Source organism: Amycolatopsis arida, from assembly GCF_900115565.1.
GTDB lineage: Bacteria > Actinomycetota > Actinomycetes > Mycobacteriales > Pseudonocardiaceae > Yuhushiella > Yuhushiella arida.
On record NZ_FOWW01000005.1, the window covers coordinates 68028 to 84272 of the forward strand.

General features: G+C 73.9%; 17 protein-coding genes and 1 pseudogene. 6 read left to right on the plus strand and 12 right to left on the minus strand.

Features of this window, described 5'->3' with window-relative positions; translation table 11 throughout:
* Positions 1 to 87: 87 nt before the first annotated feature.
* Positions 88 to 1098: an alpha/beta fold hydrolase gene (locus BM051_RS15945; protein WP_424923282.1), complete on the minus strand. Its 1011-nt coding sequence runs from the start codon at positions 1096 to 1098 to the stop codon at positions 88 to 90.
* Between the two features lie 118 nt (positions 1099 to 1216).
* Here BM051_RS15945 and BM051_RS15950 point away from each other — a divergent pair, with 118 nt between their 5' ends.
* The gene (locus tag BM051_RS15950; RefSeq protein ID WP_166677734.1) at positions 1217 to 1882 is read left to right on the plus strand and encodes a TetR/AcrR family transcriptional regulator; all 666 of its coding nucleotides are present in this window, start codon (positions 1217 to 1219) and stop codon (positions 1880 to 1882) included.
* 303 nt (positions 1883 to 2185) lie between these two features.
* On the opposite strand, the gene BM051_RS15955 is transcribed toward BM051_RS15950, so the two are convergent.
* The 5 genes from BM051_RS15955 to BM051_RS15975 are packed head-to-tail and all read right to left on the minus strand — an operon-like array spanning position 2186 to position 5933.
* Entirely contained in the window at positions 2186 to 2380 is a 195-nt protein-coding gene (locus BM051_RS15955; RefSeq protein WP_092530962.1) for a hypothetical protein, read from the minus strand.
* A 3-nt stretch (positions 2381 to 2383) separates the two neighbouring features.
* On the minus strand, positions 2384 to 3640 hold the full coding sequence (locus BM051_RS15960) for a hypothetical protein (protein ID WP_092530963.1): 1257 nt from the start codon (positions 3638 to 3640) through the stop codon (positions 2384 to 2386).
* On the minus strand, positions 3637 to 4053 hold the full coding sequence (locus BM051_RS15965) for a cupredoxin domain-containing protein (protein WP_243859567.1): 417 nt from the start codon (positions 4051 to 4053) through the stop codon (positions 3637 to 3639). Before BM051_RS15965 ends, BM051_RS15960 begins: the two co-directional genes overlap by 4 nt.
* The gene (locus tag BM051_RS15970; protein WP_092530965.1) at positions 4046 to 5011 is read right to left on the minus strand and encodes an alpha/beta fold hydrolase; all 966 of its coding nucleotides are present in this window, start codon (positions 5009 to 5011) and stop codon (positions 4046 to 4048) included. The genes BM051_RS15965 and BM051_RS15970 overlap by 8 nt, the downstream gene beginning before the upstream one ends.
* Positions 5012 to 5027: 16 nt before the next feature.
* Positions 5028 to 5933 (minus strand): AurF N-oxygenase family protein, encoded by a 906-nt coding sequence (locus BM051_RS15975; protein WP_092531240.1) that lies wholly within the window; start codon positions 5931 to 5933, stop codon positions 5028 to 5030.
* Between the two features lie 83 nt (positions 5934 to 6016).
* Here BM051_RS15975 and BM051_RS15980 point away from each other — a divergent pair, with 83 nt between their 5' ends.
* Positions 6017 to 6790, plus strand: a complete 774-nt coding sequence (locus tag BM051_RS15980; RefSeq protein ID WP_092530966.1) for a TetR/AcrR family transcriptional regulator — start codon at positions 6017 to 6019, stop codon at positions 6788 to 6790.
* Positions 6791 to 6832: 42 nt separating this feature from the next.
* Positions 6833 to 7156: a DUF4873 domain-containing protein gene (locus BM051_RS15985; RefSeq protein WP_092530967.1), complete on the plus strand. Its 324-nt coding sequence runs from the start codon at positions 6833 to 6835 to the stop codon at positions 7154 to 7156.
* A gap of 75 nt (positions 7157 to 7231) precedes the next feature.
* Here BM051_RS15985 and BM051_RS15990 read toward each other — a convergent pair whose 3' ends face one another.
* Both BM051_RS15990 and BM051_RS15995 read right to left on the minus strand, forming a co-directional pair.
* On the minus strand, positions 7232 to 7462 hold the full coding sequence (locus BM051_RS15990) for a DUF3107 domain-containing protein (RefSeq protein ID WP_092530968.1): 231 nt from the start codon (positions 7460 to 7462) through the stop codon (positions 7232 to 7234).
* Positions 7463 to 7500: 38 nt separating this feature from the next.
* Positions 7501 to 8157 (minus strand): ferritin-like fold-containing protein, encoded by a 657-nt coding sequence (locus tag BM051_RS15995; protein ID WP_092530969.1) that lies wholly within the window; start codon positions 8155 to 8157, stop codon positions 7501 to 7503.
* A gap of 530 nt (positions 8158 to 8687) precedes the next feature.
* Here BM051_RS15995 and BM051_RS16000 point away from each other — a divergent pair.
* The 3 genes from BM051_RS16000 (at position 8688) to BM051_RS16010 (ending at position 12590) form a co-directional block, all read left to right on the plus strand.
* Complete coding sequence (locus tag BM051_RS16000) at positions 8688 to 10262, plus strand: DEAD/DEAH box helicase (protein WP_243859594.1); 1575 nt, start codon at positions 8688 to 8690, stop codon at positions 10260 to 10262.
* A 123-nt stretch (positions 10263 to 10385) separates the two neighbouring features.
* On the plus strand, positions 10386 to 11606 hold the full coding sequence (locus tag BM051_RS16005) for an Rv3212 family protein (RefSeq protein ID WP_092530970.1): 1221 nt from the start codon (positions 10386 to 10388) through the stop codon (positions 11604 to 11606).
* A 72-nt stretch (positions 11607 to 11678) separates the two neighbouring features.
* Positions 11679 to 12590 (plus strand): alpha/beta fold hydrolase, encoded by a 912-nt coding sequence (locus tag BM051_RS16010; RefSeq protein ID WP_092530971.1) that lies wholly within the window; start codon positions 11679 to 11681, stop codon positions 12588 to 12590.
* A gap of 148 nt (positions 12591 to 12738) precedes the next feature.
* Here BM051_RS16010 and BM051_RS16015 read toward each other — a convergent pair whose 3' ends face one another.
* The 4 genes and pseudogenes from BM051_RS16015 to BM051_RS16030 form a co-directional block, all read right to left on the minus strand.
* Positions 12739 to 13092, minus strand: a complete 354-nt coding sequence (locus BM051_RS16015) for a hypothetical protein (protein ID WP_243859568.1) — start codon at positions 13090 to 13092, stop codon at positions 12739 to 12741.
* 768 nt (positions 13093 to 13860) lie between these two features.
* Positions 13861 to 14715 (minus strand): annotated as a pseudogene (locus BM051_RS16020) (RecB family exonuclease); the annotation flags it as partial.
* Between the two features lie 28 nt (positions 14716 to 14743).
* On the minus strand, positions 14744 to 15370 hold the full coding sequence (locus BM051_RS16025) for a MarC family protein (protein WP_092530973.1): 627 nt from the start codon (positions 15368 to 15370) through the stop codon (positions 14744 to 14746).
* Complete coding sequence (locus tag BM051_RS16030; protein WP_092530974.1) at positions 15367 to 16230, minus strand: PHP domain-containing protein; 864 nt, start codon at positions 16228 to 16230, stop codon at positions 15367 to 15369. Before BM051_RS16030 ends, BM051_RS16025 begins: the two co-directional genes overlap by 4 nt.
* Between the last annotated feature and the right edge of the window lie 15 nt (positions 16231 to 16245).

Sequence of the window (16245 nt, forward strand, 5' to 3'; positions counted from 1 at the left end):
AACCGGCGGGCCACCGGGCCTTTCCCCTCACCCGAACAGCGCAATCTCACCCGCTCGTGTCAACCGGCCGCACCCGCGCCGGACCACTCACCACCGGTCGGCGGCCACGCTCTCCCACATGCCCAGCACCGCCCTGGCCACGGTGACCGGCCGCTCCATCTGCGCGACGTGCCCGGTGCGCGGCAGCACGAGCAGCCGGCCGCGGGGCAGCAGCCGCGCGGTCCGCGCCGCCCGGCGCACCGAGATCACCTTGTCCTCGGTGCCCCACACCACCAGCGTCGGCGCGCGCACCTCCGGCACGACCGCCCACAGCGACCGGCCGCCCCGCCGGCACCAGGTTCGCAGGATCGCGACCGTGCTGCGCGCCATCGCCGGGTTGGCCCACGCCAGCCCCGCCCGCGCGCCGTGCTCGGCGGCGAGTTCGTCGAGGCGGTGCGGCGGGAACGAGTCGGGGTTGGCGAAGCACAGCCGGATGACCTGCTCGGCCCGTTCGCGCGGGCCCATCGCCGCCAGCCGCCTTCGGGCCCGCCGCCCCACGACCGGCAGGTAGGCCAGTGCCATCCGGGGGTCGGAGAGCCGGCGCGGGTCGGGTCGCAGGTCGGGCACCGCCGGCGAGACGAGCGTCAGCGTGCGCACCAGGTCCGGCCGGCGGGCGGCGAGCAGCACCGCGACCGCGCCACCCATCGAGTTGCCCACGAGGTGCACCGGGCCGGCGTCCAGCCCGGCGACGAACTCGGCCAGCGTCTCGGCGTGCGCGTCGAGGCTGAAGTCGAAGTCCGGCCCCGGCTCGGACAGCCCGAACCCGGGGAGGTCCACCGCCACCCCGCCGGACCACGGGGCGAGCAGCCCGGCGAGGTCGGTCCAGTTGGTCGACGAGCCACCGAGCCCGTGCACGTAGACGGTGGTGGCCTCGTCCGCGCCGGGGGTCCGGCGAACGTGCAGCCGCACCCCGCCGACCGACTCCTCCGCGCCGTGCCACGGCGGCCGCGTCCGGTCCAGCGGCGGCAGCGGTGTGGTCGACAGCGGCACGTGGGTCAGCGGCGGCCGGTCGCGCCCGGGGGCGCGGGTGCCGGCCGGTAGGGCGAGCATCCTGGACATCACCCCAGCATGCCTGACATGCCCCGGGCTTGGCGCGCCGGCTCTACCGGCGAGTAATCTCGACCCTGTTTCGCGTCGACGGTGACCCCGCCGGCGCCGGCGCCATACTGGAGGCACTATGACGGAGACGGCCAGACTGCACTCGCAGGGCGGTGAGAGCGCCGGCCCGGCGCAGGTCGGGCGTGGGGTTCGGCTGCCCCGCCTCGAGCGCCGCGCCCAGCTGCTGGCGGCCGCGCAGCAGGTCTTCGCCGCCAACGGCTATCACGCGGCGGCCATGGACGACATCGCCGAGCAGGCCGGGGTCAGCAAGCCGGTGCTCTACCAGCACTTCCCCGGCAAGCTCGACCTCTACATCGCGCTGTTGGAGAGCCACGTTGACCACCTGGTGAGCCGGGTGCAGGACGCGCTGAGCTCCACCACGGACAACAAGCAGCGGGTGCAGAACGCCGTCGGCGCCTTCTTCGACTTCGTCAACGGTGACGTCGGCGCGTTCCGGATGGTGTTCGAGTCGGACCTGCGTGGGGAGCCGGCCGTGCAGGCCGCCGTCGACAGGGCGACCTCGGCCAGCGTGGACGCGATCACCGAGACGATCACGGCCGACGCCGGACTCGACGAGGAGAAGGCGCGGTTGCTCGCCGTCGGCCTGGTGGGGATGAGCCAGGTGAGCGCGCGGTTCTGGCTGGCCCACCACAGCTCGATGAGCCGCGAGGAGGCGGTCGCGCTGACCTCCACCCTGGCCTGGCGCGGCATCGGCGGCGGCTTCCCACTGCAGCAGCAGGGCTGACCAACCCCGGGGCGACCCGCGGCGTCGACGTTGCGACGGAACCGCAAGTAACCATCCCCCACCCGATCCCGGGGGCCGGCCCCACGTCCATTTTACCGCTGGTCAGGGCGCTGGAGGGCCGCCGCGGAGAACTGTGGACAACTTCGGGGGTCGCGGCGGCGCGAATGGTCGCCTCGTGCCGAGTTTCCTCCGGTGGGGTGAAGAGCCGGCAGGGTCGCCCAGAGCCCGAGCGCGACCCGGGCCGCGGTGGCGCGGGAGTGCGGGAGTGGCGCGGGAGTGCGGGCGACGGCAGAACCCACCCGGCTACCGCCCGTCCTCGGGGTCCTCGGGGTTGTCGGCTCCCTCGCCACCGGCGGCGGAGTCGTCCTCGTCCTCCGGCGGGCGCTGCCGGCGGGCGACCGCGATCAGCACGGCGATCACCAGCACCGGGCCGGCGACGATGGCGATCTCGTCCCAGCCGCCCTGGTGCATCATCACCACGCGGGTCGCCAGCCGCATCCCTCACGCTCCCGAGACCAGCGCGATCCCGACGGTGGTGTACCCCACCATGACCGCCAGCATCGGGAACTGGCCCACCTTGACGTAGGCGGGGCGCAGCACCTGCAGCGCCCGGTCGTGCGCCGCGGCCACGCCCACGACGTGACCGATCACGATACCCGCGACCTGCACGAACGCGATGGTCGACGCGGACACGACCGTGTAGTCGATGCCGGCGCCCGACCCGAGCAGCAGGTACCCGGCCTGGCCCTGGAACACGGCGAACGAGAAGTAGTGCGCCACCGTGTACCCGACCGCGATCGGGATCAGCGAGTGCGCGAACGACCCGTACGGCTCGACCCCCTTGCGCAGGTAGGGCCGGGTGAGCCGGATCCCGCCGGCGTAGGCCAGCGCCACCACCGCGACGGCGCCAGCCAACCCGGCCGTGCCGAGCAACATCCCCGCCGCCCGCCCGGTCTCCCGGACCAGGTCGGTCCACACCGGCAACCGGGTCACCCCGTCGAACGCGGTGGCCCCCAGCAGCACGAGCACCACCGGTGTCAGCCCCCGCCCGCCACCGGCGACCAGGCCGTCCAGCGGGTTGCGCAGCACCAACCGCCCTTCCGTCCCGCGGCCGACCGGGGCGAGCCGCGCCAGCAGGTTCGCGTAGACCTCGAAGCCGTCGCCGCGGCCGAACCACCGCGACCCGTACACCGCGCCGGCCGCCACCTGCACCAGGGTGTAGCCGGTGAGGAACACGGCGATCGCGCGTGGCGAGTCCGACCGGTCGTACACCAACTCCAGCCAGAGGAACGCGAGCAGGCCGGCCACCGCCGGCCAGTACCCGAGCCGCGCGGGCAGCGGCAGGAAGGTCCGCCGCGGCACCAGCGCGGCGAGCGTGCGCAGCGGGTTGGCCAGCCGCCACGCCGGCCCGAACAGCAGGGACAGCGGCACCAGGCCGACCCAGAACCAGACGTAGAACCACGTGCTGGCCGGGTTGATCGCGGAGCTGTCCGGCCCGAGCCACGCCGCGGCCAGCAGCACCAGCCAGCCCACCAGCCCGGCGCCGCGCAGCACCCGGCGGGTGAGCGGCGCGTCGGCCACCCGCCGCACCCCGCCGGGCAGCGGGTGGCCGGCCTCGGCGCCGCGCAGCTTCGGCCTGGTCCAGAACGCGGTCAGCGCGAAGAACGACACCAGCACCGCGAACGCGCCGGCGTAGAGCGCCAGCCACAGCGGCACCGGCAGGTCGGCGCGCCCACCCAGCCCGTGGGCCAGGATCACCCGCCCACCCGCAGCTGGGTCAGCAGGAGCTCCTGGTGGTGCAGCTCGACCTCGAACACCCCGGGGATCTGCGCGGTGAACGCGACCCGCGCCGGCACGCCGGGAACCAGCTCGGCGGTGCGGTCGTAGCCGTGCACGTGCAGCTCGTCGGCGGTGTCCGAGGTGACCTCGATGAGCACGTCGGCGCCGACCGGCACCTCGACCCGATCCGGCCCCTCGGCGCGGGCGCCGCCCCGCACGGCGAACCGGGCGGTGGGTGCCTCCTCCTGGACCGTGGTCGTGGTGGTCGCCGCCGGTGGCGTGGAGGTCCCCGGTGACTGCCCCGCGGAGTCACCGGAGTCCCCGCAGCCGCTCAGCGCGAGCAGGGCCACGGCCGTGCCCGCCGCCATGCCCGCGAGGAATGCCCTACGCACGCCGTCCCTGCCTCTCGGCCACGGTGCGCACCAGTGTGACCAGCCGGGCGGCCACGCCGGCGGCCCGCTCGTGGGCCAGCATGTGCCCCGCGCCGGGGTAGCGGACGAACCCGGCCTCGGGCAGCTCGGCCGCGATCGCCTCGGCGTGCGGGAGCGGACAGAGCCGGTCGCGGTCTCCGGCGAGCACCACCGCCGGTTTGCCCCGCAGCCGCGCCAGCGCGACCCGCCGGTCGTGCCGGGAGATCGACTGCTGGAAGCCGCCCACGCTGGCCGGATGCGCGACGAGCAGCTGGGCCGCCACGTCCCGCACGTCCGCGCGCCGGGGGCGGCGGCCGAAGACCAGCAGCCGCGTCCCCGGGTACACGGTCGCGGGCCGCAGCGGCAGCCGGTCCTTGCGATGCCGCAACAGCAGCGCGGCGAGCCGGCGCTCGAACGCCGCCGCGCCGGTGCCCAGCACACCGGGAAGGCCGAGGGTGATGCGGTCCATCGAGCCACACGAGGTGGCCACGAACGCCACGCCGGCGACCCGCCGCTCGACCAGCTCGGGGTGCCGCTCGGCGAGCGCCATGATCGTCATGCCACCCATGGAGTGCCCGGCGAGCACGAGTGGGCCGTCCGGCACCCGCGCGGCCAGCAGCTCGGCCAGGTCGTCGGCCAGCTGCTCGATGGTCGCGGTGCCAGGGCGCGCGGGTGCCGAGGCGCCGTGCCCGCGCAGGTCGTAGCGCAGCATCCTGGCCGGGGTGTCGCCCATCCGGTCGAACTCGTCGACCACCCTGTCCCACGTGCGGTGGTCCTGGGTCCAGCCGTGCACGAGGACGAGCGTGAGCGGGGCGGCCGCCGGCCCGCTCGACCTGACGTGCAGCGCCGTGCCGTCGCTGGTGACGAAGCGGTGCTCGCGCACCGGGTCCCAGGGGGCCGGTGGCCGCCCGGCGACCGGCCTCGCCTCGATCGCGGTCATCGTCGACCTCGCCCCGCTACGTCGCCGGCAGCAGGTGCGAGTGGCGCCACAGGTGCATTCCCGGCGCGCCAACCAGGCCGTTCTCCTGCAGGAACGGCATGATCTTGCCGCCGGCGTAGCGCATCGTCTCGTGCATGTGCGGGTTGCTCCACGCGGTCCGGAACCCCTCCCGCGGGCTGATCCCGACGGACAGGTACACCCGCGGGTTGATCAGCGACCGGGTGATGGCGAACGACACCAGCGCGATGAGGTAGCGCTGGTAGAGCAGCTCCGGCTTGCTCAGCTTCGCCATGCCGCGCTCGACCTCCTCGCGGGCGAAGGTGACGTGCCGGGCCTCCTCGAGCACGTGGATCCGGTTCACCATCCGCACGAGCGGCTGGATGTCCGGGTCGTTCATCTGGTCGCGCTGGAGCCGGTCGAGGATCTCCTCGGCGACCAGGATCGAGCCGTACAGCGCCGGCCCGTAGCCGATGGTCGGCAGCACCTTGGCCACCTCGCGCAGGAACCGCGTCGGGCCGTACACCGGTACGCCGAGCCGCTCGGACATCCGCCCGAACATCGTGGAGTGCCGGCACTCGTCGGCGACCTCGGTGAGCGCGTACTGCGCGTGATTGGTGGTCGGGTCGCTGTTGTAGACGACCTTGAGCAGCATCTGCATGAGCAGCACCTCGAACCAGATGCCCGAGGTGGCGATGCTGGCGAGCTCGTGCTTGCCCAGCTCGATCCGCTGCTCGGGGGTGAGCCGGTCCCACAGGTGCGTGCCGTAGAGGCTGCAGCGGTGCTCCGGGATGAAGTGTTTGCCCTCCACCAGCGGCGCGCCCCAGTCGATGTCGACCTCGGGGTCGTAGAACTTGTTCGCCGAGGACTTGAGGAGTCGCTCCGCGGTCCTCTCGCGGGTGGGGTCCTTGAGCGTCCGCGTCAACGCCGACACCGCCTTCCAAGAGTTTCGACACCCAGATCGTGTGTAACCTCTGGTAACAGTTACCTCTGGTAGCATGCTGCCTCATGGTCGACCGTGTCAAGCGCAACAGGAAGCAGGCCAGCGCCCGCGACGGCGTGCCCACCGGCGACGCCCGCAAGGACCGCTGGCGCAAGCACCGCGTCGCCCGACGGAAGGAGTTCGTCGAGGCCGCGCTGCGGGCACTGGACGAGCACGGACCCGACCTCGGCATGGACCACGTCGCGGCGGCGGCGGGGGTCACCAAGCCGGTCTTGTACCGGCACTTCGAGGACAAGGCCGACCTCTTCGTCGCGCTCGGCCAGCGCGGCACCGAGATCCTGCTGGAGCGGCTGATCCCGGCGATCAACACCGAGCTGGCGCCGCTGCCGCGGATCCGGATGGCCATCGACGCCTACTTCACCGTGATCGAGGAGCACCCCAACCTGTACCGGCTGCTGGTCCGGAAGTCCTTCGCCGAGAAGCCGGTGGACTCCGACATCGTCGCCGAGGACAAGGAGCTCATCGCGACCGCGCTCACCGCGCTGTTCGGCGACTACATGCGGATGTTCGGGATGGACTCCGGCGCCGCCGAGCCGTGGGCGTACGGCGTGGTCGGCATGGTGCAGAACACCGGCGACTGGTGGTTGGAACGCCGGTCGATGAGCCGGGACAGCGTGGTGGAGTACCTGACCCAGATCATCTGGGCGGCCATCGACGGGCTCACCCGCGCCCAGGGCGTGGTGCTCGACCCGAACGTGCCGCTGGAGGAGAACAAGGTCGTCCGGATGAGCCGGCAACGCGACCGGACCGACCAGAACGACCAGACCGAGGCCGGCTGAACCCCGGCGAGCGGGCCCCGACGAACGACCGAGGAGACGACGATGAGCGAGCACGACGAGGACGGCTACACCGGGCCGGCGACCCTGGTCGTCGAGGACACCGAGATCCCGGTGGAGGTGGAGCTGCGCGGCCACTTCCAGCCGATCGACGGCTACTACCACTGGTACGGGCGGGTGAAGGCGAACGACCGGTTGGCCGAGCTGGCCGGCGGCCGCAAGAAGCCGGCGGAGATCCACACCCCGGAGGGCAGCGCGAAGGGCGAGGTGTCCGACCCCGACCCGTGGGACCGCTACCGGATCATGGGCACCAGCACGCCCCCGTTCGCCGTGCCGCGCTCGCTGGACGAGATCGAGGCCACCGGGTAGGGAAACGGCGCGTGCCCGGCCGTCGGGGACGGCCGGGCACGCGGGGATCGAGGAAGCCTTCTGGTGACGGCCTGGCTAGTTGCCGACGACGAAGCCGACCTTGCGCACGTTCGACGGCGCGACCTCGACATAGGCGATCCGGTCGGCGGGGACGAGGAACTTCCGGCCCTTGTCGTCGGAGAGGCGGAGCAGGGCGTCGCCGCCGCTCAAGGCCTCCGAGACCAGCGCCTCGACCTCGTCTTGCGACTGGCCGCTGGACACCACCAGCTCGCGCGGGGTGTCCTTGATCCCGATCTTGACCTCCACGTGCAACCTCCGCCTGAGAACATCCGTGCCGGTACAGGCTATCCGAGCCCGAGCACCTGCATCCGCTTGGTGTGACCCTGCTGCAACCGCCGGAACAGCCCGGCTATTCCGGACAGGTCCCCCGAGCCGGCCACGATCAGCTCGGCGAGGCCGTCGCGCTCGGCCACCACGTACTGGGCCTGGGTCAGCGCCTCGCCGAGCAGCCGACGCCCCCACAGGGCGAGCCGGTCGCGCTGCTTGCCGTCGGCGGCGATCGCGGCGGCGACCTCCCGTTCGGCGAACGCCGAGTGCCCGGTGTCGGCCAGCACGGTGAGCACGAGCTCCTTGGTCTCCGGATCGAGCCAGTTGGCGATCTCCCGGTACAGGTCCGCGGCCAGCCCGTCACCGACATAGGCCTTCACGAGTGATTCCAGCCACGATCGCGGCGCGGTGGAGGCGTGGAACGAGTCGAAGTGGCCGACGAACGGGCGCATCGCCTCCTCCACGTCGACCCCGTGGTCGGCGAGGTAGCGCTCCAGCAGCCGGTAGTGGCCGATCTCGGCGGCGGCCATGGACGCCAGCGCGGCACGTCCACCCAGCGTGGGGGCACCGCGCGCGTCCTCGGCCAGCCGGTCGAACGCGGACAGCTCGCCGTAGGCCAGCACGCCGAGCAGGTCCACCACACCCTCGCTGATGTTCGCCGCTGCCTCGCTCACGGAAGCCACCGTAGAGCAACTCCGCGCACCGGCGATCACCGCGACGCGCGCGCCGGCTCACCGCGTGCCGCCACCGTCGCGGTACACTGCACGTGATATTGACCGAGCTTCCACGCTGCGGCTCCTCCTTCGTCCGGGAGAGACACCCGACGAGGAACGTCGACATGGCCCGCGGCATGGAGACAACGTGGGGACGACCGGCCGCCGGCAGCAGACCTGCATCCGCCCGGACCGGACGAACCCGCCGCGCGGACCCGCGCCGGGCGACCCCACAGGAAGACAGTGCGCGTGCACGCCTCGAACGGCATTCCCGCCGGCGGTGGCCCGGCTCCTCGACGAGCCGGCACCCGGGTGGTCGAGTGTCGCGCGACGACTGGCCGTGCGCGCTGGTACCGAGAGAGGCGATCACCCTGACCGCGAACACCCCACAGCCCGAGCAAGATCCCACCATCGACCCGGTCGAGCTGGAGCACAGCGAGATCGGCGTCCCCGACACCGACCCTTCGCACCCGCTGCGGGCCGACGCCCCGGTGGAGCCGCAGGCCCCCACCTTCGAGTCGTTCGGCGTGCGCCCGGAGATCGTCCGCGCGCTGCGCGAGGCCGGCATCGAGCGCACCTTCGCCATCCAGGAGCTGACCCTGCCGCTGGCGATGGGCGGCGAGGACGTCATCGGGCAGGCCCGCACCGGCATGGGCAAGACGCTCGGCTTCGGCGTCCCGCTGCTGCACCGGCTCGAGCTGCCCGGCGACGGCACCCCGCAGGTGCTGGTCGTCGTGCCGACCCGCGAGCTGTGTCTGCAGGTCACCCACGACCTGACCGACGCCGCCAAGCACCTCGGCGTGCGCACCCTGGCGATCTACGGCGGCCGCCCGTACGACACGCAGATCGCCGCGCTGCGCAAGGGCGTCGAGGTGGTCGTCGGCACGCCGGGCCGGCTGCTCGACCTGGCCGAGCAGCGGCACCTGGTGCTCGGCAAGATCAAGGGCCTGGTGCTGGACGAAGCCGACGAGATGCTGGACCTCGGCTTCCTGCCGGACATCGAGCGGATCCTGCGGATGGTGCCCGAGCAGCGGCAGACCATGCTGTTCTCGGCGACCATGCCCGGCCCGATCATCACGCTGGCCCGCACGTTCCTGCACCAGCCGACGCACATTCGCGCCGAGGAGAACGACGCCGGCGCGGTGCACGAGCGCACCACGCAGTTCGTCTACCGGGCGCACTCGCTGGACAAGCCCGAGGTGATCGCGCGGATCCTGCAGGCCGAGGACCGCGGCCTGACGATGATCTTCACCCGGACCAAGCGCACCGCGCAGAAGGTAGCCGACGACCTGGCCGAGCGCGGGTTCGCCGCCGCCGCCGTGCACGGCGACCTGGGACAGGGCGCCCGGGAGCAGGCGCTGCGCGCGTTCCGCAACGGCAAGGTGGACGTGCTGGTCGCCACCGACGTCGCCGCCCGCGGCATCGACGTCGATGACGTGACGCACGTCATCAACTACCAGACGCCGGAGGACGAGAAGACCTACGTGCACCGGATCGGCCGCACCGGCAGGGCGGGCAAGACCGGTGTCGCCATCACCCTCGTCGACTGGGACGACGAACCGCGGTGGAAGCTCATCTCCGACACGTTGGGCCTGGAGATCCCGGAGCCGGTGGAGACCTACTCCACCTCGCCGCACCTGTACTCCGACCTGGGGATCCCCCCGGACGCGACCGGGCGGCTGCCGCTGGCCAAGCGCACCCGCGCGGGCCTGTCCGCCGAGCACGAGGAGGACATGGGTGGCCGGCGGCGTGGCCGGTCCGGCCCCGACACCCGGTCCCGCTCGCGGAGCCGGCGCCGGACGAGGGGTGGCGGCGAGTCGACCGCGCGGGCCGAGTCGGCCGAAGGGGCTCCGGAGCAGCGCGGGGACGGCGCCGGCTCGGGGGAGCGCCGCCGGCGGCGGCGGACCCGCGGGGGCGCCAGCAGCAAGCCGAACGGCGAGCCGTCGAGCGGGCCCGACAAGGCCGAGGCCGGGTCCGGGGAGAGCGCCGAGCGGCCGGCACGGCGTCGTCGGCGCCGGCGGCCGGAAGCGGCCAACAGCGCCAACACATCGCCCTCGGCAGACTGAGCGCGTCAAGCGTCGTCCGGCGTCAGGGGTAGGTGTTCGGTGAGCGGGTGGAGGCGTGAACCCGACGGCACCAGGGCCACCACTGGCTCGTCGACCGGGCGGCACCGGGCCCCGGTCCGGCGCGTGCCGCGGAACGGGCGGTCGCCGTGGAACCGCCGGCGCGACCGGGTGTTCGCCGCGTTGATCGTGGTGGTGTGCCTCGGCGCGGCCGTGGCCGTGTGGTCGGTGAGCGACCAGCGCGGCACGGTCCAGCGGACGGCCGCGGCGCCCGCGCCGCGGCCCCCCGCGCCCGGTTCGGTGCCCGGCGCGCTCACCGAGATGTGGTCCGCGGCCAGTCCGGCCACCCCGGTCCCGGTGGCCCAGGGACCGACCGTGGTCAGCGCCGAGGGCGGCGAGGTGCTCGGCCGGGACGCGGTGACCGGGGAGGTGCGCTGGCGCTACGCGCGGGACCTGGAGCTGTGCACGGTCGCGCTCGCGTGGAAGCGGGTGCTCGTGGTGCACCGCAAGGAGCTCGGCTGCAGCGAGGTGACCCAGCTCGACCCGGACACCGGCCGGCGGACGGCGCAACGCAACAGCGACGCCGAGCTGGGCACCCGGCTGGTGGACGGCCGCGGTCAGGTGACCACCACCGGGCGGAGGTTGCTCGTCTCCTGGCGCGACGACCTGGTCAAGACCAACGAGTACGGCGAGGTTCCCGCGCTGGTGAACCCGGGCCGGCAGCCGCGTACCGGGTGCACCTACGGGTCGGTCGCGGCGACCAGCGGGCGAATCGGCGTCGTCGAGCGGTGCCCCGAGGACCCCGGTGACCGGTTGACGGTGCTGAAGGCCGTGCCGGAGAAGAGCGACAAGCCGGAGCAGGTGTTCACCGCGGTGCTCGCCGGGCGCGACGCGAAGGTGGTCGCGATGTCCGGTGATCACACCGCGGTGGTGCTGCCCGAGCAGCGGCTGCTGGTGATCTACGGCGCGGAGGGCGACCAGCGGGCCGCGTACCCGCTGGACCTGCCGGCGGCCGACCTGGGGGGTGACCCGAAGGGCGGGGTGGTGCCCACCAACGAGGGTGCCGTGGGGATGTTCTGGTTCACCGGGTCGACCACGGTCGCGCTCTCGCGGTCGGACCTGACGCCACTATGGACACTGCGTGGCACGCTCGGGCCGGGCACCCGGTTCGCCGGGCAGTACGTGCTGCCGATCGAGGGCGGGCTGGCCGTGGTGGACGAGGGCACCGGCGCGACCGTGCGCACGGTGGGGGTGGATCGGCACGGTTACGCTGGTCCGGTGCGACTCGACTCGACCGGGCCGGTGGTGCTGGAGCAGCGCGGCGACCAGCTGGCGGCACTGAAGTGACCCGGGCCGCGGTGATCTCGGCTGCGGTGACGGGGGCCCGACCGGTGTGGTCCGGGCCGGGGTGACCGGGCGATGACGGAGGCGCGTCCCGGTCAGGTGGCCAGCCAGCTGACCGCGCACCATGGTGACCGGGTGGAGCTGCCCGGCCGGTACGGGCCGGTGGCCGCGCTGCGCGGGCCGCGGCCGAGGCGGCCGCTCGCGACGGTGCTGCTGGTGCCGGGCTACACCGGGTCGAAGGAGGACTTCGCGCCGCTGCTGGATCCGTGTGCCGAGGCGGGCTTCCGGTGTGTGGCGATCGACCTGCCGGGGCAGTTCGAGTCGCCGGGACCGGACGAGGAGGAGGCGTACCTGCCGGCGCCGCTGGGTGCGGTGGTCGCCGAGCTGGTGGAGCGGATCGCCGGCGAGGGGCCGGTGCTGTTGCTGGGGCACTCCTACGGCGGGTTGGTGGTGAGGGGCGCCGTGCTGGCCGGCGCGCGGGTGGCCGGGTTGACGTTGCTGGACAGCGGCCCGCACCGGTTGCCGCCGGGGTACCGGCTGACCGCCTTGGAGGCCGGGGAGCCGGTGTTGCGGACCGAGGGGGTCGCGGCGGCGTACGCCGTGCGCGAGGCGGTGTCCGCGCAGTTCCCGGCCTGGGCGACGATGGCGAGCGAGCTCAAGGAGTTCTTCCGGGACCGGTTCGTCGCGTCGAACCCCGCCGGCCTGCTGGGCATGGCGCGAGGGCTCCACGACGAGCCCGATCGGGTGGCCGAGCTGGCGGAGACGTTGCGCCGCGGGGGCATCCCCTGCCTGGTGGTGGCCGGTGAGCACGATGACGCGTGGAGCGTGCCGGCCCAGCGTGACATGGCGGAGCGGCTGGGCGCGCCGTTCGCCACCGTCGCCGGCGCGGCGCACTCCCCCAACACGGAGAACCCGAGTGGCCTGCTGAAGGTGCTCCTTCCCACCTGGCGCGGCTGGGTGACCGGCACACCCGACCGCACCGGCTGAGCCCCAGCCGCCCGCCGCGGCCGGCCGACACGGCGACGCGGCCGGCGAACACAGCGACGGGAACGACGAACACGGCGACGGGAAGCGCAAACACGCGCGCACAGCACGCGGACACACGCGCACGGGGTGGGGGGGTGGGGGGTGGGGGTTACTGCCACCAGAAGAGGGTGAGGGTGAGCAGGGTCAACAGCGCGACCGTCGCTCCCGCGGCGCCCGCCGGGGTGCCGCGCCGGCGGTCGGCGACGTACTGGGCGGCGAGCGCGAGTGCCGCCGCGACGCAGTGCCCGACGACCGGAAGCGCACCTGGTCCCGCATAGCCGCCTGCCCAGGCGATCACCTGCGCGACGAGCACGCCGACCGCGAGCAGCGCGAGCCCGGCGGCGAGCGCGCCGGTCAGCCCCCGCCACCAGCGGCGGGCCGGCCGTGGCTCGGCCGGCACCGGGTTCCCGATGGAGCCGGCCGCGGGTACGCGCTCGAGCTTCGTGGTGTCCGGTCCGTGCATTCGACCCCCGATCGCTGTCCGTCTCCCGATCCCGCCGGCGGCTCGCCCGTCCGCCGAGTACCCCGCGTTGCCCTTCTCGACACCGCCGATCCCCACCGGCGCCGGTCCCACCGGCCCCGACCCCGAATCCGGCCGCTGCCGATCCCGGCCAGCGCCGATCCCGGCCAACGCCGGCCTGGCGGCGTCCAGCCCTACCTGCCCCGAACCCGACCGTCGCCGGAGCCGATCGGGGCAGAGCCAGGCCACCGACGAGACCGACCGGAGCAGGCCCTACCGGCGACGAGTTCAACCACCACCGAAACCCTACCGGCGCCGGGCTCGCCACCGCCGCCATCGGCTGCCGCGAGCCCACCGGCGCCGCGACCGGCCACCACACGCCCACCCAGCACCCGGTTCGGCCACCACAAGCCCACCAGCGCCAGAGGAGGCGACCCACCCCGGGATCGGTCGCTGCCGCGGCGCTACCGCGTGCGGACGCCGCCACCACCGGCTTCGGCGCGCGCCGACACCCCGCCGGGGACGAGCACCGCCGAGGGGTCGGCGGCGCGGCACCGCCGCGTCGACCGTCCGCGCCGCGTACTCCGCCGGCACCCGCCGCACCACCGCCCGGCACACCGCCGTGCCGGGTCAGCGGGACGAGGTGTCCGCCCGATCGGCCGGGTGCCCGCCTCCGCGCTCGGCGGCCGGCTGCCCACCCCGGGGCTCGGTCCCGGCCACGTCCTGCTCGGCCGGGTGCCGCGTATCCCGCTCGTCGGCGGGCTCCTGGCTGGCCAGCAGGTCCCACGATCGGGCGGCGGGCGCCGCCTGCTGACCCGCGGGGCAGCTCGGCCGGAAGTCGCACCACGAGCAGTGCGGCCCGGTGCGCGCCGGGAACACCTCGTCGGGGGCGCCGCCGGCGGCCAGGGTGTCCGTCGCCGTCTGGAGGTCGGTGGCGGTCTCCTCGGCGCGTCGCAGGTGCCGGGCCAGGCTCTCCGGGGTGTGCTCGGCCGCGGCGACCGTGCCGGTCGGCACGTGGTGCAGCTCGACCAGCCGGCACGGCCGGCGCAGCGTGCGGGCCGCCGCGACCGCGTACATCGCCAGCGCCTGCGCCCCGCGCGCGTCGTAGGAGTCCGGCGGCCGACGCCCGGTCTTGTAGTCCACCACGACAAGCTCGCCGTCCCGCTCGTCGATCCGGTCGGCCCGACCCTCGACGATCATCGACGGCGGTCCCTGCGGGCCCTGCCCGCTCGCCGGCGCGGACACCCACCGCTCGACACCCACCGGGTCGCCGCCGAGGTCGTGCCGGTCGACGTACTCGGCCACCCACTGCTTGGCCCGCTCCCGGTAGCGCGCGGCCTGCCGCTCGTCGAGGAAGCCGGAGTCGCTCCACTGCTCACCGACCAGCGCCGCGGCCCTGGCCGGGGTGCGCCGGTCCGGTGGCAGGTCGAACAGCGCCCGCAGGGCGTTGTGCACCACCGCACCCAGCGTGCTGTGCGCCCACGGCCCGGTGCGTTGCGGCGGCGGCCGGTCGAGGTAGGCCATCCGGTAGCGGCGCGGGCAGTCGTTGAAGGTGGCCAGTCGCGCCGGCGTGACCCTGATCAGCCGCCGCTGCTGGACGCCGAAGTCGAACCCCAGCTGTGCCATCGGTCCAGCCTATCCAGTGACCCCGACACTACGCTCCGATGATGAACCCGCGCACCGAGTCGGCGATCAGCTCGACCGCGATCGCGGCCAGCAGCAGACCCGCGACCTTCGCCAGCAGTGTGATGCCGCTCTCCCTGATCACCCGGATCACCACGCCGGAGTACCGCATGAACAGGAACAGCGCGAGGTGCACGGTGACGATCGCCAGGCCGAGCGCGATGTAGGCGCCGGGCCGGCCCTCGGCCTGCCGGACGAACACGATCGTCGCCGCGATCGCGCCCGGCCCCGCCAGCAACGGCGTGCCGAGCGGCACCAACGCGACGTTGACGTCCTCGGTCGCCTCCGGCGAGGCACTGTTCTTGCCGGTCAACAGGTCGAGCGCGATGAGCAGCAACAACAACCCGCCCGCACCCTGCAGCGCGGGGATGCCGATGCCGAGGTAGGCCAGGATCGCCTGGCCGGCCACCGCGAACAGGGTGATCACCAGCAGCGACACCAGGACGGCCTGCCGGGCCGCCCTGGCGCGGGCCGGCACGGGCTTGCGCCCGGTGAGGCTGAGGAACACCGGCACCGTGCCCGGCGGATCCATGATCACCAGCAGGGTGATCGAGGCCTCCATGAACAGCTTGGCGTCGAAGAGGTCCTGGACGTTCATGCGCGCACCGCGATCGTGGCCCCGGTGGCCCGCTCGACCAGCCGCGCGAACACGTCCGGGTCGGTCGTCTCCGCGCCGAGCTCGATCGCCTTGTTCGTGCCGTGGTAGTCGCTGGAGCCGGTGCGCAGCAGCCCCAGCTCGCCGGCGAGGCCCCGCAGCTCGGCCCTAACCCGCTCGTCGTGGAGGGGGTGGTCGACCTCGATGCCGGTGAGCCCGCGCGCGGCGAGCTCCGCGATCGTCTCCGGGCCGACCGTGGGGCCGCGCACTCCGGCGAAGGGATGCGCGAGCACGGTGACTCCGCCGGCGGCGGCGATCATGTCGATGGCGTCCTCGACCGGCGTGTCCTCGCGTGGAAGGTAGTACCCGCGGCCGTTGCCCAGGTAGGTGGCGAACGCGTCGTCGACCGACTCGACCACCCCGGCCCGCACGAGCGCCTGCGCGAGGTGCGGCCGGCCGGCCGGCGCGTCCGGGTCGAGCAGGCCCATCACCTCGTCGGGGTCGACCGGCAGGCCGTCGGCGGCCATCCGCACCGCCATCGCGCGCAGCCGAATCCGCCGCTCCTCCCGCAGCCGCCGCTGCTCGGCGACGATGGCGGGGGAGCCTGGGTCGAACAGGTAGGCGAGCAGGTGCACGCTGATCGGCCGCCCCGGCTCGGCCACGGACACGCAGGACAGCTCGGCGCCCGGCACCAGCCGCAACCCCGGCGGGAGCGCGGCGATCGCCGGCGCCCAGCCGGCGGTGGTGTCGTGGTCGGTCAGCGCGATGACGTCGAGGCCGGCCCGTGCCGCGGCAGCGACCAGCTCGGCCGGGCTGTCGGTGCCGTCCGAGACCGAGGAGTGGGTATGCAGGTCGATGCGCACGGGCTCATTCTGGCA

What these genes read in the sequence shown, in the direction of transcription:
- BM051_RS15945 (WP_424923282.1), bottom strand. Translation starts at nt 1,098, where the DNA reads ATGTCCAGGATGCTCGCCCTACCGGCCGGCACCCGCGCCCCCGGGCGC.
- BM051_RS15950 (WP_166677734.1), top strand. Translation starts at nt 1,217, where the DNA reads ATGACGGAGACGGCCAGACTGCACTCGCAGGGCGGTGAGAGCGCCGGC.
- BM051_RS15955 (WP_092530962.1), bottom strand. Translation starts at nt 2,380, where the DNA reads ATGCGGCTGGCGACCCGCGTGGTGATGATGCACCAGGGCGGCTGGGAC.
- BM051_RS15970 (WP_092530965.1), bottom strand. Translation starts at nt 5,011, where the DNA reads ATGACCGCGATCGAGGCGAGGCCGGTCGCCGGGCGGCCACCGGCCCCC.
- BM051_RS15980 (WP_092530966.1), top strand. Translation starts at nt 6,017, where the DNA reads ATGGTCGACCGTGTCAAGCGCAACAGGAAGCAGGCCAGCGCCCGCGAC.
- BM051_RS15985 (WP_092530967.1), top strand. Translation starts at nt 6,833, where the DNA reads ATGAGCGAGCACGACGAGGACGGCTACACCGGGCCGGCGACCCTGGTC.
- BM051_RS16010 (WP_092530971.1), top strand. Translation starts at nt 11,679, where the DNA reads ATGACGGAGGCGCGTCCCGGTCAGGTGGCCAGCCAGCTGACCGCGCAC.
- BM051_RS16015 (WP_243859568.1), bottom strand. Translation starts at nt 13,092, where the DNA reads ATGCACGGACCGGACACCACGAAGCTCGAGCGCGTACCCGCGGCCGGC.
- BM051_RS16025 (WP_092530973.1), bottom strand. Translation starts at nt 15,370, where the DNA reads ATGAACGTCCAGGACCTCTTCGACGCCAAGCTGTTCATGGAGGCCTCG.